Here is a 19,454-nt window from a genome sequence, read left to right on the forward strand (position 1 = left end):
CCTGCCTTCACCCTCGGTCTTGTTAAGTTTTGTTAACGCTTTGTCACAAGTCGCACCGATTGCAAAATATCCTATTCCCGAAAGTTTGTTTACAATCTGAAAAGTTCCTAAAAAGGAACTTATATGACATGGAATAAATATTTAAGAATCAGCAAAATTGCTATACCTGCTATTCCAAAAACTCCTGTAATGAATGAAGTAATTATATTGACAGGCAAGTAAACCCCAAATAGAACACCAAAAAAATTAAAAAATAAAAGCATCACAAAACCCACTAAGGCATTTAATACAAACTTTACCATCAACCTTAGAGATTTACCTAAAAGCCATAAAATAAAAACTAATATTAAAATAGCAACAATAAACGAAAAAGTCCCTTCCATCACCCTGTAATCACCTCTCATATCTTGATTACATTATATCATATTTTGCAAATTAAAAATAAATTAAATTTACATTTTTTTGATTGATTAGTCCTTATTAATCATATAAAATAATAGAGGTTACAAAATTTAAAACAAAGGGGTATGGTAATGGAACTATTAATCAAAGCTTTTATAATGGGAATCGTGGAAGGGTTAACTGAATTTCTCCCCATCTCCTCTACAGGACATTTAATCATTGTAGGAAGCTTTATTAATTTTACTGGAAAATTTGCTACAATGTTTGAAATCGTCATTCAGTTGGGAGCTATTTTAGCAGTTGTATATTATTACAGGGGAAAAATATTTGCTTCTCTTAAAAATTTAAAACCTGGAGATTGGGGATTTAATTTGTGGTTCAAAATCTTTATAGCTTTTATACCAGCAGCAGTGATAGGATTATTTACTCACAAATATATTGAAGAGTATTTATTTTCGCCCTTCACTGTAGCAATTGCCCTCATTGTAGGTGCAATAATGATGATAGTCATAGAAGATACTTTCGGAAAAAGATATAAAATTGATAACATGGACAAAGTAGACACAAAAAAATCTTTCTGGATAGGTATAGCACAAGTTATGTCGCTTTTCCCTGGAATGTCACGGTCTGCTTCTACTATAATGGGAGGTATGCTTGTAGGTTTATCTGTTAAAGCAGCTGCAGAATTTTCTTTCTTTTTAGCTATACCTACAATGTTGGCAGCAACAGGCTTTGAGCTTGTCAAAAGTTTTACTGCCATGTCCTTATTGGAATGGGAAGCTCTTGCAGTAGGATTCATAATGTCCTTCATAACGGCTTTATTTGTAGTAGATAAATTTTTGTCATACCTCACAAAACATCCTTTAAAACCATTTGCTTATTATAGACTAATTGTAGGACTACTTATGTTACTTCTAATATCTGAAAAGATAGTTAAATAATAAAAGCAAAAAAGGGTAGACCCATTTATGGCCTATCCTTTTTATTTATTCCAATTCCTCATAAGCTTTTGAATATACTTCATAATCTTTATCACTGAAAAGTATAAATCTCACTTCTTTTATATTGCTACCTTCAAGATAATCAGATACTACTCTTAAAGCTATTTTTGCAGCTCTTTCCACAGGGAAACCATATGCTCCTGTACTTATAGAGGGAAAAGCTATAGTTTTTACATTGTATTCATCCGCCAATTTAAGGCTTTCTATGTAAGCACTTGCCAATAAATTATCTTCATTATGATTGCCATCTCTCCAAATAGGTCCAACAGCATGAATCACATATTTAGCCTTTAAATTACCTGCTCCAGTTATAACCGCATGACCTGTAGGGCATCCTCCTTGTTTTTCTCTTATAATTCTGCACTCCTCAGCAATAGAAGGACCACCTGCTCTATGAATCGCTCCGTCTACCCCACCACCTCCAGATAAAGAAGAATTTGCAGCATTCACAATAGCATCTACTTCTTGATCTACAATATTCCCCTTTATTAATTTTATCTTTTCTTTCATTTCATCACCCTAATTTTAATTTTTATTTACGCTTAAAATTATATCATAAAAAACTGATATTTTCACGACATTGTGTTTTCATATTTTTCACCAATTATCCATAGAAAAGCAAAAGATATAAATAAACATATAGATGCTGCTAAAAATAACTTGTTAAATCCTATAAAATCCATAATAGCTCCAAAAGAGGAAGGAGTAACTATTGCAGCCAGAGATGAAAAGAAATAATAAAGTCCTGTATATGTCCCTATTTTTTCAGCTGAAGTATAGCTCACTACAAGAGGATAAGAATTTATTGTAAATAAAGCATTAAACATTCCAGCAAAAGGCATCAAAATTTGGATTGTCCTAAAATCACGTACTATCATAAATATTAAAAATAAAATTCCTTGTCCAAAAGCTCCAATCATCATAGTTTTTCTTTTCCCTATTTTTGTAGCTATAAATCCAGCAGGTAAAGCAAAAACCAAAAATGCCAAAGCGTAAAAACCCATTGCAAAAGAAGAAACACTTTCGTCTATCCCTAAAGCTATTTTGCAATACCTTGTGAAAAAAGTTTCAACTGCAGCAAAACCCGCAATTGTCATAAAAATTGACAGGAGAGTATAAAAGGGTGCTTTATTTTGATCTTTTACCACAGTTGCAAGGGCCTTTAAAATACTCTGTTTCTCTTTTTTTTCCTCATTATTAACTATTTTAGGTTCTTTAATTGTTAAAAATAAAACTATAGGTATAATTAATGATAAAATCCCTGACAAAAAGAAGGGATATGCTTTGTTTATTTTATAAAGCTGAGATCCAATAAAAAATATTATTAATGAACCTAATCCTCCCATAAAATTTATGACTCCATTAGCTTTGCTTCTGTGTTCTTCTTCTACAATATCTGGCATTAAAGCTACCATAGGAGTCCTATACGTAGCTACAACAATGTTAAACAGCAAATCTATAATAAGAAGCGATAAAAGTTTTGTCTGAAGTGGAAGCAAAGCATATAAAATTCCAGCAAGGGGCATACTAACCAGTATATATGGCATGCGCCTTCCTATTAGCGTTCTTGTGTTATCACTCAAAGCTCCAAAAATAGGCAGTATAAAAAGGTTAGCAATATTGTCCCAACTCATTACAAACCCAATTAAAGTATTGCTTTTTGTAAAATTGCCAAGAAAAATGGGCATATAAGCGTTATAAGCTGCCCAAATCATGGAAATTACCATAAAACCAAGGCCCAAGTTAAATATTTTAAAATAATTCAGACGCAACGACATATTATTCTCCCTTCTTTAAAAGATTTATTAAAGTCTCAGGGTCATTTGTGATAATTCCATCCACTCCCGCCTTTATCATCATTTCCATGTCTTCTTTTCTATCAACAGTCCAAGGAAACAACTTTATATTATTTTTCTTACAGCCCTCTACAAGCTCAGGTATTATGTTAAAGTAAAAAGGATGAAGTGAATAAGCTTCCATACGAATTGCCATATGCCATGGTTCTACAAGCCCACATTGATAAAGAAGGCCTATTTTAAACTCCGGTGCCATTCTCTTTACATCTCTTAAACTATAATGGTTAAAAGAAGAAATAACTATTCTATCCTCAAAGTCATAATCCTCTATCGCTTTGATAAGCTTTTCTTCAATTCCCGGATAAAGCACAATTCCACTTTTTATCTCTATATTTACAATAAAATTTTTATGTCCAATGAGTTCAAAAACCTCATAAAGAGTTGGTATTCTCTCCCCTGCAAACTTCTTGTCAAATTTTATGCCAGCATCTAGTCTCTTAAGCTCTTTTAAAGTAAAATCTTTAACAAAGCCAATTCCGTCTGTAGTCCTGTCTACCCTTTCATCGTGAATCACTACTAGTTGTCCATCTTTAGTAAGCTGCACGTCCAATTCAATACCGTCAGCTCCCATTTCTAAAGCCCTTTTAAAAGATGCTAATGTGTTTTCTGGAGCATTTCTTGAATCTCCTCTATGGGCAATTACTAAAGGTTTCATAAATATGCCTCCTCACTTTTCAATTACTATACAAATTTTATCACACTTACCTTTAAAAACAAATTCACAAAATTAATTTTGTATAATAAGTTTGTTCTTCTTCATGAAGGAAAATTATTATTAAATTTTCTTTTTTAAAATTTGCTGTCACATCGTGTTTAAAAAATTCATAAGTCATTCTCTTTGACAATTCAAGACTTGAAAGTCCAACAGCTTGTGGAAGATTTTTCATTAACCAATTTTCATCTTTAAGATACTTTTTAAAAATCTCTTGATCTTTAGTATATTTTTCTTTTACACAATCAGGTAAATCTTTGGCAGCATTAAAATACAAAAAATCAAATTTTATAATATCTTTTATTAAATCCTCATCGACATCGAATGTTTCAATAGAAAATTTATATAAAATATCGTATAAGGCTTTTAATGAATGATTTTTATATAATAGCTCTTTTCCTTTCCAATACTTATAAAATTCAAGATAAAAGTCAAATGGCTTTTCAAACTTATTCTCCAAATATTCAAGAGTTTTTTTAAATTTGCCGGAATTATAGTATTTGTTCAAAAGAAACGCTATACCCTTTAAAATAACTAACTCTTGGTAACTAATATCTTTTGTATATAAGACCTCATATGGAGGTTTACTATCATAAACTATTTCAAACTCCCCCACTTTTCTTATTAAAGGAGTACCTTTTAATACTTTTAAAAATCCCAGCTGTATTTCATCAGGTTTTAAATTATACACATCATCAAAAGCTTTACTAAAAGTCCCAAAGCTATCTTCAGGAAGTCCCGCTATCAAATCTACATGCAGTTTTATTCCCGCCTCTTTAAGCAGTTTTATTCCTCTCAAGGCCTTTTCAACTGCAGTAATACGAGATATCTTTTTTAAGCTATTCTTATTTGTAGTCTGAACTCCTACTTCAAACTGTATTCTTTTTTCCAACCCTTTTAATTCTTCTATAAACTCTTCATCCACAAGCTCAGGGTTAACTTCGCAGTGAAATACAGTATCTCCACCTATTTTTTTCATAATATTTAAAATTTCTCTTGCTCTCTTTCTATTTGAATTAAAAGACCTATCAATAAGTTTTAATATTTTCACATTTTTATCTGCAAACCACTTCAAATCCCTTTCAACTTTTTCAAGGCTTTCATATCTCAATTTATTGTCAATAGAAGAAAGACAATAGGCACATTTAAAAGGACAACCTCTTGAAGTCTCATAATACACAAGCTTATTGCTCAAATCTTCCTCTTTCTCATAAGATATGGGAACTTCATTTAAGTTGACATAATCTTTTTGTGGTTGAATTACTATTTGCCCATCAACCTTATAGCTAATTCCTGCAACTTCTTTTATATCCCTTTTTCCTTCTAACGCTTCCAATAATTCTTTAAAAGCAATTTCTCCTTCCCCTAAAACTATGTAATCTACAAAGCCTTTTGACAAAAGATTATCTACATCATAAGAAGCCTCAGGTCCCCCCAAAACCAATATTACTTTCGGAAGTATTTTTTTTATATTTTCAGCCAAATTTAATGCTATTTCTATATTCCATATGTAACAAGATATACCTATTACGTCTGGTTCTTTTTCTATAATGCTTTCTAGCATAAAATCTGTATTGTCATTTATAGTAGTCTCAAAAATTTCTATATCATAAAGATGACAAAACTTTCTTATGTTTCTTATAGCAAGATTTGTATGATAATATTTTGCATTGATTCCCACAAGAAGTGTTTTCATTTTTATCCCTCTCACTTACTGCATTTTACAAATATATAATATAAGTATTTATGCAAAAAAGCAAATAATTTTATTTGCACAACTATTTTTCCTTCTAATGAGATATAATATTGTTAGGTAAAACTTTGTGAAAGGATTGAAGACTATGGCTTTTATAAAATTCAATAAATTGTGGCTGATACTTATATTAATTGCCACAATATTTTCTGCTTTATACCTTTATTATACATTATTTCCAGGAAATATACCTCATGAAGTCTACAAATATTTTTCCCCTGCAGAAATATCAAAAGCGCAAGAGTATCACAAAATAAATCGATTGATTTACATAACTTCTTTTTTGACAAAAGCAACTTTTTTGTTATGGTTTGTATTTGGGAATAATGCTATCAAGCTTTCATACTATACCGAAAAATTAGCTTTAGGTAAATACTATGTGAATGTCTTTTTATATTTCATTGCCTTATGGGTAATTTTAAGGTTAATATCTCTACCCTTTAGCCTTTTAAGCCATTCTGTTCAAGTTGAATGGGGTTTTTCTGTACAGACAATGGCTTCTTGGTGGAGTGATTATTTTAAAAGTGCGGCTTTAGACTTTGTTTTTTCGTCAATGGGAGTATTGCTCTTATTTGTAGCTCTAAATAAATGGCCTAATAACTGGTGGGTAAGTGCTGCAGTCTTTTTGACGATAATTATGTTTGTGCAAATTTACGTCTATCCTACCTTTATAGCACCTTTATTTAATAAATTTACCCCAATCAAAGACCAAAAAATAATAAACATGGTAAAGGAAATATCAAAAAATGCGGGAATAAAAATAGATAAGATTCAAGAAATGGATGCAAGTAAAAGGACTACTCTTGCCAATGCCTACTTTTATGGATTTGGAAAGACAAGTAGAATTGTATTGTACGATACATTATTAAAAAATTATCCAGAGGACGAAATAAAGGCAGTTATAGCTCATGAAGCAGGTCATTGGAAAGAAAATCACGTATTAAAAAGTATGTTAATAGGCATAGTAGGACTTGTAATAGGCCTTTATTTTCTTAATATTTTAATTCACTCAAGCTTATTTCTCCCTTATGGTAAAAGAATGACTACTGCAGTTTTAGCGATGGTATATTTGTTTATATTACTTATAAATTTTGACACAAGTCCAATACAGAATTACATATCAAAGCAGATGGAAAAACAAGCAGATTTACTATCTGTAGAATACCTTCACGACAAAAAACCTGTAATAAAACTTCAGATTGACCTTGCTAAAAAAAGTTTATTGGATGTAGCTCCGCCGCCTTTTATAGAATGGTTTTCTTATTCTCATCCTTCTACAATGCATAGGATTAAATTAGTAGAAAAGGCAAATGTAAAATAAGCCACTTGTTTGTATCTTATCTCAGTTTGTTGACAAAGTTCTATTTTTGTTGGCATTTTGCATCGTTTGCTCCGGTGATATCGCAGACTAAACTAGCGCTCGTCCTCGGGCTCAAGCGGGGTTCCGGGCACATTCGTCATCCTTGACTTAGTGCCCGCCTCCGCCATCCTTGGCTTCGGCCCCGCTTTCGCCTCTCAGCCTCGCTAAGTTTAGTTACTGCTCTATCAAGTCGCTATACTTATGCAAAATGCCAACATATCATAAAGAGTTTGTCTACAGTCTGAAATAAGGCACTTGTTTGTGCCTTATTTTTATGAAGCTTTTTCTCTATCTATAAGTTCAATTGCTCCATGAGGGCAATATCTCGTACAAACACCACACCCTGTGCACTTTTCTTCATCGATGCTTATGTTTACCCTAAATGACCCTCCAAACGTAACTTTAAAAGCCTTAAATCTGCAACTCATGGCTGCTGGACAAAAAGGTGACCTGTCGCATATATTTTCATCGATTCTTGCTACTCTCATGATTCTACCTCCATTAAAAATACTCCCCCTCTGTTTAGGGGTATCATGTATACATTATACACGAAATTTTGTATTTGTCAACATAAAAAAGGCCGTCCTAAAGACAGCCCCTTTAATTTATGCTCTTATAAAATTTATCAGCACCTCAGAGAACTTTTTTGCATCATCAAAATAGCAGGTATGTCCCAAATTCTCAAACATAAACAATGTACTGTTTTTAATATTATTTTTCAATATTTCCGCAAATTCATATGGCGCAATTTCATCCTTCTTTCCCCATACAATCAATGTTTTCACATATATTTCATTTAATTTTTCTTTGTATTTATCTACTTTTATGCTATCCACAATTGTCAAACTTTTAAGCATATCGCCATATTTGAGAGCAAATTTTATCGATATCTCACCGCTAAAAGAGGGAGCTACAAGGTGAAGAGAAGGGATATTTAAGTTTTTTACAAATTCTAGTAAAGCCTCTTCTCTTTCTAAATCGCACTCTTCGGAAGAACCATATCCGGGAAATTCGAGACATATCACCTTAAATCCTTCATTAGACAAATTTTCAGCTATCCCTGAATTTATCCAATCATAAGTATTGTATCTTTTGCCATGTAATAATATCACTGTATCTTTGCTACTCTCTTTATCTATTTCTAAATAATGAATTTTACTGCCTTTTATATTTAAATATTCATCTTTTATAACCATTTAAATTACCTCTATATAATGAGTGAAAGCTCTGCTCCATCCCTTATCGCTTCTACTGCAGAAGCAACAGTTTTGCAGTCGCCAATGAAATGATATCTGTTTTCATTTTTTAGTTCCTCAAATTCAGTATCAGGTAAATTTCCAACTGCTAAAACTACATCCTCAACTTTGACTACTTTATATGTGTCCTTGGAAGTATACATGAGTTTTCCACCAGATATTTCTTTTATTAAAGCATTTGTGATTATATCAACTTTAAGTTCTTTTAATCTATTTAAAATCAGTTTTTTAACCATTGGGTATATCCCTTCGCCAGCTTCTTCTTTCATTTCTAAAACTGTCACTTTTTTCCCTTTTTCAGCAAGGTATTCGGCTGTTTCAAGTCCAGTAAGGCCTCCACCAATTATTGCAATATCTCTTCCTTTTGGAATATTTCCCTCCAATACTTCAATAGCCGTGTAGGAATTTATATCCGCATCCAAATTGATTTTAGCTGGCTTTGAGCCTGTAGCAATGACAATTTTATCATAAGGCATTTCTTTTATTTCCTGTAAACTTATTTTTTTATTTAAATGTACTTTGACATTGTATTTCTTTAAATCATTTTCCAGATATTCAATAACTTTCCCTATCTCTTGTTTATAAGGAGGCACTTTTGCTACATTTAGTTGTCCGCCAAGTTTATTTTCTTTTTCAAACAAAGTAACATTATGACCTTTTTTAGCAAGATATTTGGCCGCAGACATGCCTGCTGGCCCGCCGCCAATTACAGCTATATTTAATGGTTTATCGGTTTTTACTTCAAATTCTTTTTCTCTCCCTACCTCTGGATTAATCATGCAAGAAACAGAAAGTCCTTTTTGAATGTATGCAATACACGCCTGATTGCAGTGAATGCAATACCTTATATCTTCTTGTCCTTTTATCAACTTTTCTGCCAAATCCGGATCTCCTATGAGACCACGAGCTATCCCTATAAAATCAGCTATGCCATCCTCTAAAATTTTTTCCCAATCGTAAACACTGCCGAGCTTATCAACCGCTATAACAGGTATAGTTATATTTTCCTTTATCCTCTTTAAAATTCCAATTAAAGGCTTATCTCCAATTCCCATAGGAGAGATATGGTATTCCGATGTGGAAGACACACCTCCTGATATATCTAAAGCATCAGCACCATGGTATTCTAACAGTTTTGCGAATCTTACACTCTCTTCGATTGAAAAGCCTCCATCTGTAAAATCACTGCCATTAATCCTGCAAATTACTGTCATATCGGGAAGGGCTTTTTTAACTCCTCGCAATATATCAAGTGCAAACTTTGCCCTTCCTTCAAAATTTCCTCCGTATTCGTCAGTCCTTTGGTTTGTATCAGGCGATAAAAATTGATTTACAAACCAACCATGGGCAAAGTGCAACTCCACAGCATCAAAACCAGCCTTTTTCGCCCTTATTGCTCCATTTACAAAATCTTGTATAAAACCCTGTATCTGTTGTTTTGTAAAATCTGATGGCTTGTATTTTGGATTGTGCATTGCAAGTTGAATAGCAGCTTGTGCCCCATTTTGGTGAATTACCTCCGATAATTTTCTAAGTCCCTGTATTTTGTCGTCATCATCTATTCCTATTTGATTTATGAAAAATTTTCCCAGCTTATTTACGTAACTTGCACCCACAATGACCAATGAGACACCTTTTGACCTTCTTTTATAATATTCCACTTCTCTTTCGCTTACAAAACCCTCATTTGATAAATTTGTAACAGTAGGCAACATAATTATCCTATTTTTTAACTTAATATTCCCTATTTTCCCTTCTTTTAATAACACATTGACCACCTCTTCTATAGTTATATTTTAAAACTTGCATTAACATAAGTAAAATAATATAATTTTATACAACATATAAGTGAAAACTTATGAGGTGGTTAATGTGTTATTTTAATTTCTTGACATAAGTTGCCATAAATGTTACAATAATATTAACCATAAAAATCCTAAGAGGTGAATTCTTATGAAAAAAATTGCTATATTAATTGAGAATATGTATGAAGAGCCAGAACTACTATATCCATACTATAGACTTAAAGAAGAGGGATATGAAGTACATTTAATAGGTCCAGAAAAAGACAAAGTATATACAGGAAAACATGGATATCCAATGAAAAGCACCCATGCTTCAAAAGATGTAAAAGCCAAAGATTATGATGCAGTAATAATCCCTGGAGGTTATTCACCTGATTACATGAGGAGATGTAATGACACTATTAATTTTGTCAAAGAAATGGACAAACTGCAAAAGCCTATAGCGGCTATTTGCCACGGCCCCTGGATTATGGCTTCCGCTTGCAATTTAAAAGGCAAAAGAGTGACAAGCTTTTTCTCAATAAAAGATGACTTAATAAATGCAGGAGCCCAGTATGTAGATGAAGAAGTAGTTGTAGATGGAAATTTAATAACCTCCAGAACTCCAAATGATTTGGTAGCTTTTTTAAAAGCCATAATTGAAAAGGTTAAGTAAACTAAAAAGGATTCTGATCTTTTAGACTTCAGAATCCTTTTCCTTTTCAGCAGAATTTTCGATTTTGGTGGAGCCAAGGGGACTTGAACCCCTGACCTTGTGAATGCCATTCACACGCTCTCCCAACTGAGCTATGGCCCCACACTTTTATAGCTTTTGTATTAATATAAATTATATCATAAAATCTTGATGTTTGTCGATATAGATTTTTAACCCCATTTGTTGTGATATGCATATTATAAAGTAAGTAACTAAATAGCTGAGGTGATAGAATGTATTCTTTATACAAAGAAAAAAATAACGCTAATAGAGAAAATGAAAAAACTGAACAAATTGTAGGTTTACAATCTTTTTCTATATTTGTGCTTTTGATGATATCAGGCATTTTAAGTCCTTACCTTAGAAAAGTCATACCCCTCGCTATAAATTTGGTCTCGGGAATAAGAGGAACAATTTCATTAATCCAAGAATATACACAATCAGAAAATAACGAATCAAATAATGAATCCAGCATCCTCAATGTTTTAATGGCATATTACATTTCACTGATACTTTTATACTCTTCCCTCTCATGCTATAGAGGAGGTTTTGATGTAGCATCAGATATTTTACCATTACCTACTGATATTAAGTCTATGCTTTACCCTTTTAAATATCCTCAACCATAAAAATATAACTTCAATTCGTATGTGGTTTACATCACCATATAATGAATTGAAGCTGTATTTTTATTATATTTTGGTGGAGGTGCGGGGAGTCGAACCCCGGTCCGAAGGCGTCACAGTAAAAGCTTCTCCGAGCGCAGTCGCTGTTTTAACTTTCCCTCAGCGGTTCTCCCAGCGACAGGATAACCGCCTCGGTAGCTTCATAAGTTCCGGTTTTGCCCCGAAGCCTGAGCAAAACCAGTTCCCCACTTTTTTGACGCCCAATCCTGAAACGTGGGCATTTCAGGTTGGACGGCTACCTTAAATTAGGCAGCGTAAGCTAATTCTCTGTCTGCGTTTATTTTTACTCCACCATTTTTACGAGCTGGCGGACAACTCGGCTCGCTACTTTTACCTCGACTGCCCCCGTCGAAACCAGTACACCCCCATGTTATATGCCTAATTGTTTTTCTTTAAAGTGCTTTTCTAATTCTCTTTTTGCATCTCTTCTCGCAATATCTTCTCTCTTATCGTAGAGTTTTTTACCTCTTGCTACCGCTAATTCGACTTTGACAAGGCCTCGCTTTAAATAAAGCTTTGTAGGAATTAAAGTGTAACCCTTCCTTGTCACATAACCAATTAATTTATTAATCTCATGTCTATTAAGAAGTAATTTTCTAGTTCTTAAAGGGTCTTTATTAAATATATTGCCTTTTTCGTAAGGACTTATATGCATATTATAAAGATAAACTTCGTTGTTTTCAACTCTTGCAAAGCTATCTTTTAAATTGACTTTCCCCATCCTAATAGATTTAACTTCAGTTCCACTAAGCACTATTCCTGCTTCATAAGTCTCTTCAATGAAATAATCATGGTAAGCTTTTTTATTTTGAGCGATTATTTTAATTTCTTCCTTTGCCAAATTTTTAACACCCTCTTTAGGAGAAAATTGCCCTACTTGTGTGTCACAAATAGGGCACCATCATCGCTCTTATATTATAACACATTTTTAAATAGTGTCAATATATGTTTCAGCTTTTATACTCGGTTAAGCCAATCTCTAAGTTATCTTTTTCCTCTTCTGCTAAAACAAAGTCTATTTCTCTCCTATCCACATCTACATGAACAATTTTTACATAAACCTCTTTACCTATAGAGTAAACTTTTTTGCTCTTTTCACCAATTAAAACATATCTTTCTGGATCAAAATGGTAATAATCATCCTCCAATGAAGCAACATCTACTAACCCTTCCACAGTATTGTCAAGCTCTACAAAAAATCCGTAATTTGTCACGTTGGAAATTATCCCTTTATAAACATTCCCTATTCTATCTGCCATGTACTCTACTTTCTTTAATTCTTCTATTTCTCTCTCTGCAGCTTCTGCTGCTCTTTCTCTCTCAGAAGATTTTAAAGCAATGTCATTTAAGATTCTGTTGTAATGACGTTGTCTTTTTTCTGTTAATTTTCCATTTATGTATTCTTTTATTATCCTGTGAATTATAAGGTCAGGATATCTCCTTATAGGAGAAGTAAAGTGAGTATAATATTGAGTCGCCAAAGCATAATGGCCTATATCTTCTGGACTGTATCTTGCTCTTTTTAAAGACCTTAAAAGCAAAGTTTCTACAACTCTTTGCTCACTCTTTCCTCTCACTTGCCTTATTAATTCTTGCAAAGACTTCGGATGTATTTGTCCTCCTTCAATTCCTTTTATATGATACCCCAAATTGTGAATAAACTTATTAAAAGCAATCAGCTTTTCTATATCCGGATGTTCATGAATTCTATAAACAAAAGGTACATTTAACCAATGCATGTGCTCCGCTACCGTTTCATTAGCTGCTAACATAAATTCTTCAATTATCCTGTGAGCTATATTTCTTTCAACTTTTACAATATCTATTGGCTTACCTTTCTCGTCTACTATTACTTTAGCTTCAGGAAAATCAAAATCTACACTGCCTCTTCTTTTCCTCTTCTCTAGCAAAACAAGAGCTAGCTCTTTCATTAGTTTAAAATCTTCCAATAGATACTGATACCTCTTTTTTAATTCTTCATCATTTTCTTCTAAGAGTTTGTAAACATTCGTATATGTCATTCTCTCTTTACTCTTTATAATGCTTTCAAAAATTTCATGGTCTACAACTTCTCCTTGAGAGTTTATTTTCATTTTAACAGTGAGAGTCAGTCTTTCTTCCTGCGGATTTAAACTGCAAATACCATTAGATAACTTAGGTGGCAACATTGGTATTACTCTATCAATGAAGTATACACTACATCCTCTCTTTAATGCTTCTTTATCTAAATGAGAACCTTCTTTTACGTAGTGGCTCACATCTGCAATACTCACATATAAAAGATAAGTTTCCTCTGAAAGTTTTTGTACACATACTGCGTCGTCTAAATCTTTTGCATCTTCTCCATCAATTGTGACAAAGTTTAAGTTAGTCAAATCAATTCTTCTCTTTTTTTCTTCTTCAGGAATTTCTGTAGATATATCTTCTGCTTCCTTTAAAACCTCTTTAGAAAAAAATTCAGGAATATCATATTCCCTTATAATGGACATTACATCTATGCCAGGATCACCCTTATACCCTAATACTTCTATAATCTCCCCTTCAGGGCTTCGTCTTCCTTCAGGCCATTTAGTAATTCTAACTACAACTTTCATACCAGTTTTTGCGTTTTTATCTTCTCCTTTAGGGATAAATATATCTTGATGGATCTTTTTGTTGTCTGGCACTACAAAGCCAAAATTTTTACTTTTTTCGTAAGTTCCAACAATAGTTGTATTTGCCCTTTTGAGAATTTTTACAACTTCTCCCTCTTCACTCTTTCCATCCACCCTTTTTGTAACTCTTACCAAAACAGTGTCATCATGCATTGCACCATTCATGCCGCTTACAGGTATGAATATGTCCTTTACATTGCTATCTTCGGGAATTAAAAAGCCATAGCCTCTTGAATGAAATTCAATCTTACCTTTGACCAAATCTAATCTTTCGGGAAGAGCATATTTACCTCGTTTTGTTTTAAAAACAAGGCCTTCTGTTTCCATCTCTTTTAATATTTTTTCTAAAATGCTTTTTTGACTATAGTCTATCCCTAATATTTTCATTATTTCCTCTATTTTAGAAGGCTTATAATCTTCTTCATTCATTAATTCTAAAAGTTTTTCCTTCACATTCATTCCCATTCCTCACAATCCTATCTGCGGTGCGATTTTTTTCATTTCATTAAGGGCAATCTCTAAAAATTCGTCTAAAGAAATTCCAAATTCTTCACAAGTTTTGATTTGGTCACGGTTTGCTCCTTTAGCAAAAGTCTTGTCTTTAAACTTCTTCTTTAATGATTTTAGCTGAACCTCTTCTAATTTTTTAGAAGGCATCACATAAGCTGTTGCAGTAATTAAACCCGATAAAGGATCTACTGCAAAAAGGGCTTTGTCAAGAAGAGTTATCCTCTCAATGCCATGAATTTCATTATGGGCCATAACTGCATGTACTATTTCCTCATCAAGACCATGCTCTGTTAAAATTTCTCCACCTCTTATACTGTGCAACTCTGGATTATCCTTAGTTTCTTGGTAGTCTATGTCATGTAATATCCCTGTAATTACCCATCTTTCAACATCTTGTCCAAATCTTTCAGCTAAACCTCCCATTATAGCACCTGTAGCTATCATGTGATTTATTAAGGTCTCATCTGACACATATTCTTTGACAAGCGCTAAGGCCGTGTTTCTATCCATTTAACTCTCCTCCTACTATTAAAGTTACCAATTTTACTTAATATTATAACATGAATGGTCAAAAAACAATAATCTTAAATGCACAAAGGCAGCAAATTTGATTTGCTGCCTTTGAAATTAATTATTTATTATCGTATTTTATTGCCGCTTGAGCAGCAGCCAGTCTTGCAATAGGTACTCTGTAAGGTGAAGCAGAAACATAGTCAAGACCTACTTTGTGGCAGAACTCAATAGAAGATGGGTCTCCACCGTGTTCACCACATATACCTACTTCAAGGTCAGGTCTTGTCTGCCTTCCAAGCTTGGTACCCATTTCTACTAACTTGCCAACACCCTCTTGGTCAAGCTTAGCAAATGGATCAAATTCATATATCTTCTTTTCATAATAAGTTTCAAGGAATTTGCCAGCGTCATCCCTTGAGAAACCGAAAGTCATCTGAGTTAAGTCATTAGTACCAAAGGAGAAGAATTCTGCTTCCTTAGCAATTTGGTCAGCTGTAAGAGCTGCTCTTGGTACCTCTATCATTGTTCCTACAAGGTATTTTATTTCAACATTGTTTTGTTTTATAACTTCGTCAGCTACTTTTACTATGATGTCTTTAATGTATTTAAGCTCTTTAAGTTCACCTACAAGTGGTATCATAATCTGCGGTTTTACGTCATGCCCTGTCCTCTTCTTTACGTTTATAGCGGCTTCTATAATAGCTCTTGTCTGCATTTCAGCAATTTCTGGATAGGTTACAGCTAATCTACAGCCTCTATGACCTAACATTGGGTTAAACTCTTTTAAGCTTTCTACTGTTGCTTTTAGCTCTTCAAAAGTTATCCCCATGTTTTCTGCAAGTTCTTTAATTTCTTCATCAGTATGAGGTAAGAATTCATGCAATGGTGGATCTAAAAGGCGTATAGTAACAGGGAATTCACCCATAACTTCAAACAAACCTTCAAAGTCTGACCTTTGCATAGGCAATAGTTTTTCTAAAGCTTTTCTTCTTTGTTCTTCTGTCTTTGAGACAATCATTTCTCTCATAGCAGGAATTCTATCTTCATCAAAGAACATATGCTCTGTCCTGCAAAGGCCTATTCCTTCAGCGCCAAACTGAACTGCAATTTTTGCATCTCTTGGTATATCTGCATTAGTTTTTACTTTTAATTTTCTATATTTGTCTGCCCAGCTCATGAGAGTTGCAAAATCTCCAGTTAGCTCAGGTGTAACAGTCTTTATTTCACCAATGTAAACATTACCTGTGCTACCATCTATAGATATGTAGTCTCCTTCATGAACTTCTATATCGCCAATTCTCATTACTTTTGCTTGCTCGTCTATCTTTGCATCGCCACAACCTACTACGCAAGCTGTACCCATACCTCTTGCCACAACAGCTGCATGAGATGTCATACCGCCACGAGTTGTAAGTATTCCTTGTGCTACAGACATACCTTCTATGTCGTCCGGAGATGTCTCTGTTCTTACAAGAATTACTTTTTCTCCCCTTGATTTTGCAGCTTCTATTGCATCATCAGCAGTAAAGTATACTTTTCCTGATGCAGCACCAGGAGAAGCGGGTAAACCTTTTGCAACAGGCTTAGCAGCTTTCAACGCATTTGGCTCAAAGGTTGGATGCAATAACTGGTCTAACTGTTTCGGATCTACTCTTAAGACTGCTGTCTTTTCATCTATTAAGCCTTCAGCCACTAAGTCTACAGCTACTTTCAAAGCTGCTTGAGCAGTTCTCTTTCCGTTTCTTGTCTGTAGCATGTAGAGTTTACCTTTTTCAATAGTAAACTCTATGTCCTGCATGTCTTTGTAATGTTTCTCCAATTTCTCAGCAATTTCTACGAATTGGTTATAAACTTCTGGCATAGTCTCCTTCAAACTTGAAATTGGCTGAGGCGTTCTAATACCTGCAACAACATCTTCCCCTTGAGCATTCATCAAGAATTCGCCAAATAAAGCTTTTTCACCAGTTGCAGGATTTCTTGTGAAAGCAACACCTGTACCTGAATCATTACCCATGTTACCAAATACCATTGATTGGACATTTACTGCTGTACCCCAATCACTTGGTATGTCGTTAAGTCTTCTGTACACTATAGCTCTTGGATTATCCCAAGACCTAAATACTGCTTTTACAGCTTCCAGAAGTTGTTCTTTTGGATCTTGTGGGAAGTCTACTCCCAATTCTTTTTTATAAAGTTCTTTAAATCTTTTTACTACCTCTTTGAGGTTTTCAGCTGTTAAATCTGTATCAAATTTTGCACCATTTTCCTCTTTTACTTCATCTAAAATAGCTTCAAATTTATTCTTGTCAATTCCCATTACAACATCTGAAAACATTTGAATAAATCTTCTATAGCTGTCATAGGCAAATCTTTCATTGTTTGTAGCTTTAGCAAGGCCTTCTACTGTCTCGTCATTTAAACCAAGGTTTAAAATAGTATCCATCATACCTGGCATTGAAACTCTCGCGCCAGACCTTACAGATACTAATAAAGGATTTGTTGGGTCTCCAAATTTTTTACCTGTAATTTCTTCTAATTTAGCCATATATTCATAGATTTGTTCAACAATTTCTGGAGCTATAGTCTTACCATCTTGATAGTACCTTGTACAAGCCTCAGTAGTGACCGTAAATCCTTGTGGAACAGGTAAACCCAACTTCGTCATTTCAGCAAGATTTGCGCCTTTTCCTCCTAAGAGGTCTCTCATTGAAGCATCGCCTTCACTAAATAAATACACATACTTTTTACTCATGAAATCTCTCCTCCTTTTAATACGTTTAATATAACATTAGCTGTTTCTTCTACAGCTTTATTTGTAACATCGATTACAGTACACCCTAATCTTTTCATCACCTCCTCAGCATATTTTATCTCTTTTTTAACTCTTTCTTCAGTAGCGTATATAGCATTAGCATCAAGGCCTAGAGATTTTAATCTCTCTTTCCTTATTTTTACCAAAACTTCAGGATCTATAGTCAACCCAAATATTTTTTTAGGGTTGATTTCAAATAATTCTTGAGGTGGTTCAATTTCTGGCACTAAAGGTAAATTAGCAGCTTTTATGTATTTATGAGCAAGGTACATGCATAAAGGAGTTTTGGATGTTCTAGAAACCCCTATAACAACTACATCTGCCAATAGTATGCCCATTGCATCTTTACCATCATCATATTTTACGGCAAATTCTATTACCTCGATTTTTTTCAAATAATCTTCTCTATTATTTTTTGCTAAATTGGTATGGGGGGATATACCAGTACTATCTTCAATAGCATTTATCACTGGTCCCATTACATCTACTATTTTTATGCCAAATTTCTGTGCTTTTTTAAGAAGATAATCTTTTAATTCCGGGACCACCATAGTATGGATTATTATGCTATTTGCATCATTAGCTGCCTCCATGATAATCTCTTCTATTTGATTTTTATCTCCAACATAAGAATATTTTTTTATTTTTTCTATAAAAGTATCAAAGTGGGCAGCAGCAATACTCGCAATGTTTTCTGCTGTGTCTACATTAGAATCTGAAACCAAGTAAATTGATACTCCTTCTTCCATTCAAGAAATCCCCCTAACCTTCCCCAAGCTTTACAAACAATTTAGTAATGTTGGTCTTTGAAATCCTTCCTGTCACTTTGTATCCTTGTTTTCCATCACTTCCCACTACAGGTTCAACTACAGGAAGACTGTCTACTTCGTGCTCTATAATTTTAACAGCAGCATTATACACCGGCTCATCATCATAAGTTGTAACTATGTTAGGCATACGGGTCATAATTATTCCCACCGGGACCTTATAAATATCAGTGTTGCCTATCGCGATTTTTAAAAAGTCTTTTCTTGAAACAGCGCCGGTTAAAAATCCTCCATCCTGTACAAAAATTGTCCCGACGTCCTTTAAAAAAAGTGTTACAATCGCATCATACACTGATGTACTTTCCTCTACCACTACAGGTAAAGACTTGATATCTTTTACTTTTATGCTTTTTATATAATCTTCTACTAAACTGAGGGGTGATTTTCCTGTATAAAAATATCCCACTTTTGGTCTCGCCTCTAAGATCCCGGACATAGTTAGAATTGCCAAATCCGGTCTTAAAGTCGCTCTTGTGACATTTAATTTCTCAGCTATTTGTTCTCCTGTAATGGGTTGATACTTTTTTACAATGTCAATAATTATATGCTGACGGTTTGTCAGTTGAATCTTTATCACCCCTTTAAAGTTTTTGACAATTTATACTTTCCTCTG

At 33.8% G+C, this 19,454-nt stretch carries 18 protein-coding genes, 1 tRNA gene and 1 other RNA gene; 4 read left to right on the forward strand and 16 right to left on the reverse strand.

Going from position 1 to position 19,454, the window contains the following annotated elements; all coding sequences use genetic code 11:
• Positions 1 to 119: 119 nt before the first annotated feature.
• Positions 120 to 383, reverse strand: a complete 264-nt coding sequence (locus BUB32_RS07985) for a pro-sigmaK processing inhibitor BofA family protein (protein ID WP_234949253.1) — start codon at positions 381 to 383, stop codon at positions 120 to 122.
• A gap of 150 nt (positions 384 to 533) precedes the next feature.
• Here BUB32_RS07985 and BUB32_RS07990 point away from each other — a divergent pair, with 150 nt between their 5' ends.
• On the forward strand, positions 534 to 1,343 hold the full coding sequence (locus BUB32_RS07990; protein ID WP_072968935.1) for an undecaprenyl-diphosphate phosphatase: 810 nt from the start codon (positions 534 to 536) through the stop codon (positions 1,341 to 1,343).
• A gap of 45 nt (positions 1,344 to 1,388) precedes the next feature.
• On the opposite strand, the gene BUB32_RS07995 is transcribed toward BUB32_RS07990, so the two are convergent.
• From BUB32_RS07995 to BUB32_RS08010, 4 genes are all read right to left on the reverse strand, one after another.
• Positions 1,389 to 1,913, reverse strand: a complete 525-nt coding sequence (locus BUB32_RS07995) for an O-acetyl-ADP-ribose deacetylase (protein ID WP_072968936.1) — start codon at positions 1,911 to 1,913, stop codon at positions 1,389 to 1,391.
• A gap of 62 nt (positions 1,914 to 1,975) precedes the next feature.
• Positions 1,976 to 3,181, reverse strand: a complete 1,206-nt coding sequence (locus BUB32_RS08000) for an MFS transporter (RefSeq protein ID WP_072968937.1) — start codon at positions 3,179 to 3,181, stop codon at positions 1,976 to 1,978.
• A 1-nt stretch (position 3,182) separates the two neighbouring features.
• Positions 3,183 to 3,914, reverse strand: coding sequence for a glycerophosphodiester phosphodiesterase (locus BUB32_RS08005; RefSeq protein ID WP_042832831.1), 732 nt, complete (start codon positions 3,912 to 3,914; stop codon positions 3,183 to 3,185).
• 64 nt (positions 3,915 to 3,978) lie between these two features.
• Positions 3,979 to 5,667, reverse strand: a complete 1,689-nt coding sequence (locus BUB32_RS08010) for a B12-binding domain-containing radical SAM protein (RefSeq protein WP_072968938.1) — start codon at positions 5,665 to 5,667, stop codon at positions 3,979 to 3,981.
• A 145-nt stretch (positions 5,668 to 5,812) separates the two neighbouring features.
• On the opposite strand from BUB32_RS08010, the gene BUB32_RS08015 reads away from it, so the two are divergent.
• A complete protein-coding gene (locus BUB32_RS08015; protein ID WP_072968939.1) occupies positions 5,813 to 7,045 on the forward strand; it encodes a M48 family metallopeptidase in 1,233 nt (410 codons plus the stop codon).
• A 311-nt stretch (positions 7,046 to 7,356) separates the two neighbouring features.
• Here BUB32_RS08015 and BUB32_RS08020 read toward each other — a convergent pair whose 3' ends face one another.
• From BUB32_RS08020 to BUB32_RS08030, 3 genes are all read right to left on the reverse strand, one after another.
• Positions 7,357 to 7,572: an ATP-binding protein gene (locus tag BUB32_RS08020; protein WP_072968940.1), complete on the reverse strand. Its 216-nt coding sequence runs from the start codon at positions 7,570 to 7,572 to the stop codon at positions 7,357 to 7,359.
• 117 nt (positions 7,573 to 7,689) lie between these two features.
• Positions 7,690 to 8,280, reverse strand: a complete 591-nt coding sequence (locus tag BUB32_RS08025; RefSeq protein WP_072968941.1) for an alpha/beta fold hydrolase — start codon at positions 8,278 to 8,280, stop codon at positions 7,690 to 7,692.
• 11 nt (positions 8,281 to 8,291) lie between these two features.
• Positions 8,292 to 10,109, reverse strand: a complete 1,818-nt coding sequence (locus BUB32_RS08030; protein ID WP_072968942.1) for an NAD(P)/FAD-dependent oxidoreductase — start codon at positions 10,107 to 10,109, stop codon at positions 8,292 to 8,294.
• A gap of 184 nt (positions 10,110 to 10,293) precedes the next feature.
• Here BUB32_RS08030 and BUB32_RS08035 point away from each other — a divergent pair, with 184 nt between their 5' ends.
• Positions 10,294 to 10,800 carry a type 1 glutamine amidotransferase domain-containing protein gene (locus tag BUB32_RS08035; RefSeq protein WP_072968943.1) on the forward strand — a complete coding sequence of 169 codons (507 nt, stop codon included), beginning with the start codon at positions 10,294 to 10,296 and terminating at the stop codon, positions 10,798 to 10,800.
• A gap of 65 nt (positions 10,801 to 10,865) precedes the next feature.
• On the opposite strand, the gene BUB32_RS08040 is transcribed toward BUB32_RS08035, so the two are convergent.
• Positions 10,866 to 10,941: transfer RNA gene (locus BUB32_RS08040), tRNA-Ala, on the reverse strand.
• A gap of 131 nt (positions 10,942 to 11,072) precedes the next feature.
• On the opposite strand from BUB32_RS08040, the gene BUB32_RS08045 reads away from it, so the two are divergent.
• Positions 11,073 to 11,468 carry a hypothetical protein gene (locus tag BUB32_RS08045; protein ID WP_072968944.1) on the forward strand — a complete coding sequence of 132 codons (396 nt, stop codon included), beginning with the start codon at positions 11,073 to 11,075 and terminating at the stop codon, positions 11,466 to 11,468.
• Positions 11,469 to 11,539: 71 nt separating this feature from the next.
• Here the strand turns inward: BUB32_RS08045 and ssrA are convergent.
• The 7 genes from ssrA to BUB32_RS08080 all read right to left on the reverse strand — a co-directional run bounded on the left by ssrA (position 11,540) and on the right by BUB32_RS08080 (position 19,418).
• Positions 11,540 to 11,892, reverse strand: a transfer-messenger RNA (tmRNA) gene (ssrA, locus tag BUB32_RS08050).
• Positions 11,893 to 11,895: 3 nt separating this feature from the next.
• A complete protein-coding gene (smpB, locus tag BUB32_RS08055) occupies positions 11,896 to 12,366 on the reverse strand; it encodes an SsrA-binding protein SmpB (RefSeq protein ID WP_003867905.1) in 471 nt (156 codons plus the stop codon).
• Positions 12,367 to 12,475: 109 nt separating this feature from the next.
• Positions 12,476 to 14,638 carry a ribonuclease R gene (gene rnr / locus BUB32_RS08060; RefSeq protein WP_072968945.1) on the reverse strand — a complete coding sequence of 721 codons (2,163 nt, stop codon included), beginning with the start codon at positions 14,636 to 14,638 and terminating at the stop codon, positions 12,476 to 12,478.
• A gap of 9 nt (positions 14,639 to 14,647) precedes the next feature.
• Complete coding sequence (locus BUB32_RS08065; protein ID WP_072968946.1) at positions 14,648 to 15,199, reverse strand: HD domain-containing protein; 552 nt, start codon at positions 15,197 to 15,199, stop codon at positions 14,648 to 14,650.
• 121 nt (positions 15,200 to 15,320) lie between these two features.
• On the reverse strand, positions 15,321 to 17,954 hold the full coding sequence (gene ppdK, locus BUB32_RS08070; protein WP_072968947.1) for a pyruvate, phosphate dikinase: 2,634 nt from the start codon (positions 17,952 to 17,954) through the stop codon (positions 15,321 to 15,323).
• Entirely contained in the window at positions 17,951 to 18,763 is an 813-nt protein-coding gene (locus BUB32_RS08075; RefSeq protein WP_072968948.1) for a pyruvate, water dikinase regulatory protein, read from the reverse strand. The genes ppdK and BUB32_RS08075 overlap by 4 nt, the downstream gene beginning before the upstream one ends.
• 13 nt (positions 18,764 to 18,776) lie before the next feature.
• Positions 18,777 to 19,418 carry a transcriptional regulator CcpN gene (locus BUB32_RS08080; RefSeq protein ID WP_072968949.1) on the reverse strand — a complete coding sequence of 214 codons (642 nt, stop codon included), beginning with the start codon at positions 19,416 to 19,418 and terminating at the stop codon, positions 18,777 to 18,779.
• Between the last annotated feature and the right edge of the window lie 36 nt (positions 19,419 to 19,454).

Origin of the sequence: Thermoanaerobacter uzonensis DSM 18761 (assembly GCF_900129115.1) — a bacterium.
GTDB classification, from domain to species: domain Bacteria; phylum Bacillota; class Thermoanaerobacteria; order Thermoanaerobacterales; family Thermoanaerobacteraceae; genus Thermoanaerobacter; species Thermoanaerobacter uzonensis.

Bases quoted from the DNA above. Each gene is read 5' to 3' on its own strand.
- BUB32_RS08020 (WP_072968940.1), bottom strand. From the start codon at position 7,572: ATGAGAGTAGCAAGAATCGATGAAAATATATGCGACAGGTCACCTTTT.
- BUB32_RS08000 (WP_072968937.1), bottom strand. From the start codon at position 3,181: ATGTCGTTGCGTCTGAATTATTTTAAAATATTTAACTTGGGCCTTGGT.
- ppdK (WP_072968947.1), bottom strand. From the start codon at position 17,954: ATGAGTAAAAAGTATGTGTATTTATTTAGTGAAGGCGATGCTTCAATG.
- BUB32_RS08035 (WP_072968943.1), top strand. From the start codon at position 10,294: ATGAAAAAAATTGCTATATTAATTGAGAATATGTATGAAGAGCCAGAA.
- BUB32_RS08075 (WP_072968948.1), bottom strand. From the start codon at position 18,763: ATGGAAGAAGGAGTATCAATTTACTTGGTTTCAGATTCTAATGTAGAC.
- BUB32_RS08005 (WP_042832831.1), bottom strand. From the start codon at position 3,914: ATGAAACCTTTAGTAATTGCCCATAGAGGAGATTCAAGAAATGCTCCA.
- BUB32_RS08010 (WP_072968938.1), bottom strand. From the start codon at position 5,667: ATGAAAACACTTCTTGTGGGAATCAATGCAAAATATTATCATACAAAT.
- BUB32_RS08045 (WP_072968944.1), top strand. From the start codon at position 11,073: ATGTATTCTTTATACAAAGAAAAAAATAACGCTAATAGAGAAAATGAA.
- BUB32_RS07985 (WP_234949253.1), bottom strand. From the start codon at position 383: ATGGAAGGGACTTTTTCGTTTATTGTTGCTATTTTAATATTAGTTTTT.
- BUB32_RS08025 (WP_072968941.1), bottom strand. From the start codon at position 8,280: ATGGTTATAAAAGATGAATATTTAAATATAAAAGGCAGTAAAATTCAT.
- BUB32_RS08065 (WP_072968946.1), bottom strand. From the start codon at position 15,199: ATGGATAGAAACACGGCCTTAGCGCTTGTCAAAGAATATGTGTCAGAT.
- BUB32_RS07995 (WP_072968936.1), bottom strand. From the start codon at position 1,913: ATGAAAGAAAAGATAAAATTAATAAAGGGGAATATTGTAGATCAAGAA.
- rnr (WP_072968945.1), bottom strand. From the start codon at position 14,638: ATGAATGTGAAGGAAAAACTTTTAGAATTAATGAATGAAGAAGATTAT.
- BUB32_RS07990 (WP_072968935.1), top strand. From the start codon at position 534: ATGGAACTATTAATCAAAGCTTTTATAATGGGAATCGTGGAAGGGTTA.
- BUB32_RS08015 (WP_072968939.1), top strand. From the start codon at position 5,813: ATGGCTTTTATAAAATTCAATAAATTGTGGCTGATACTTATATTAATT.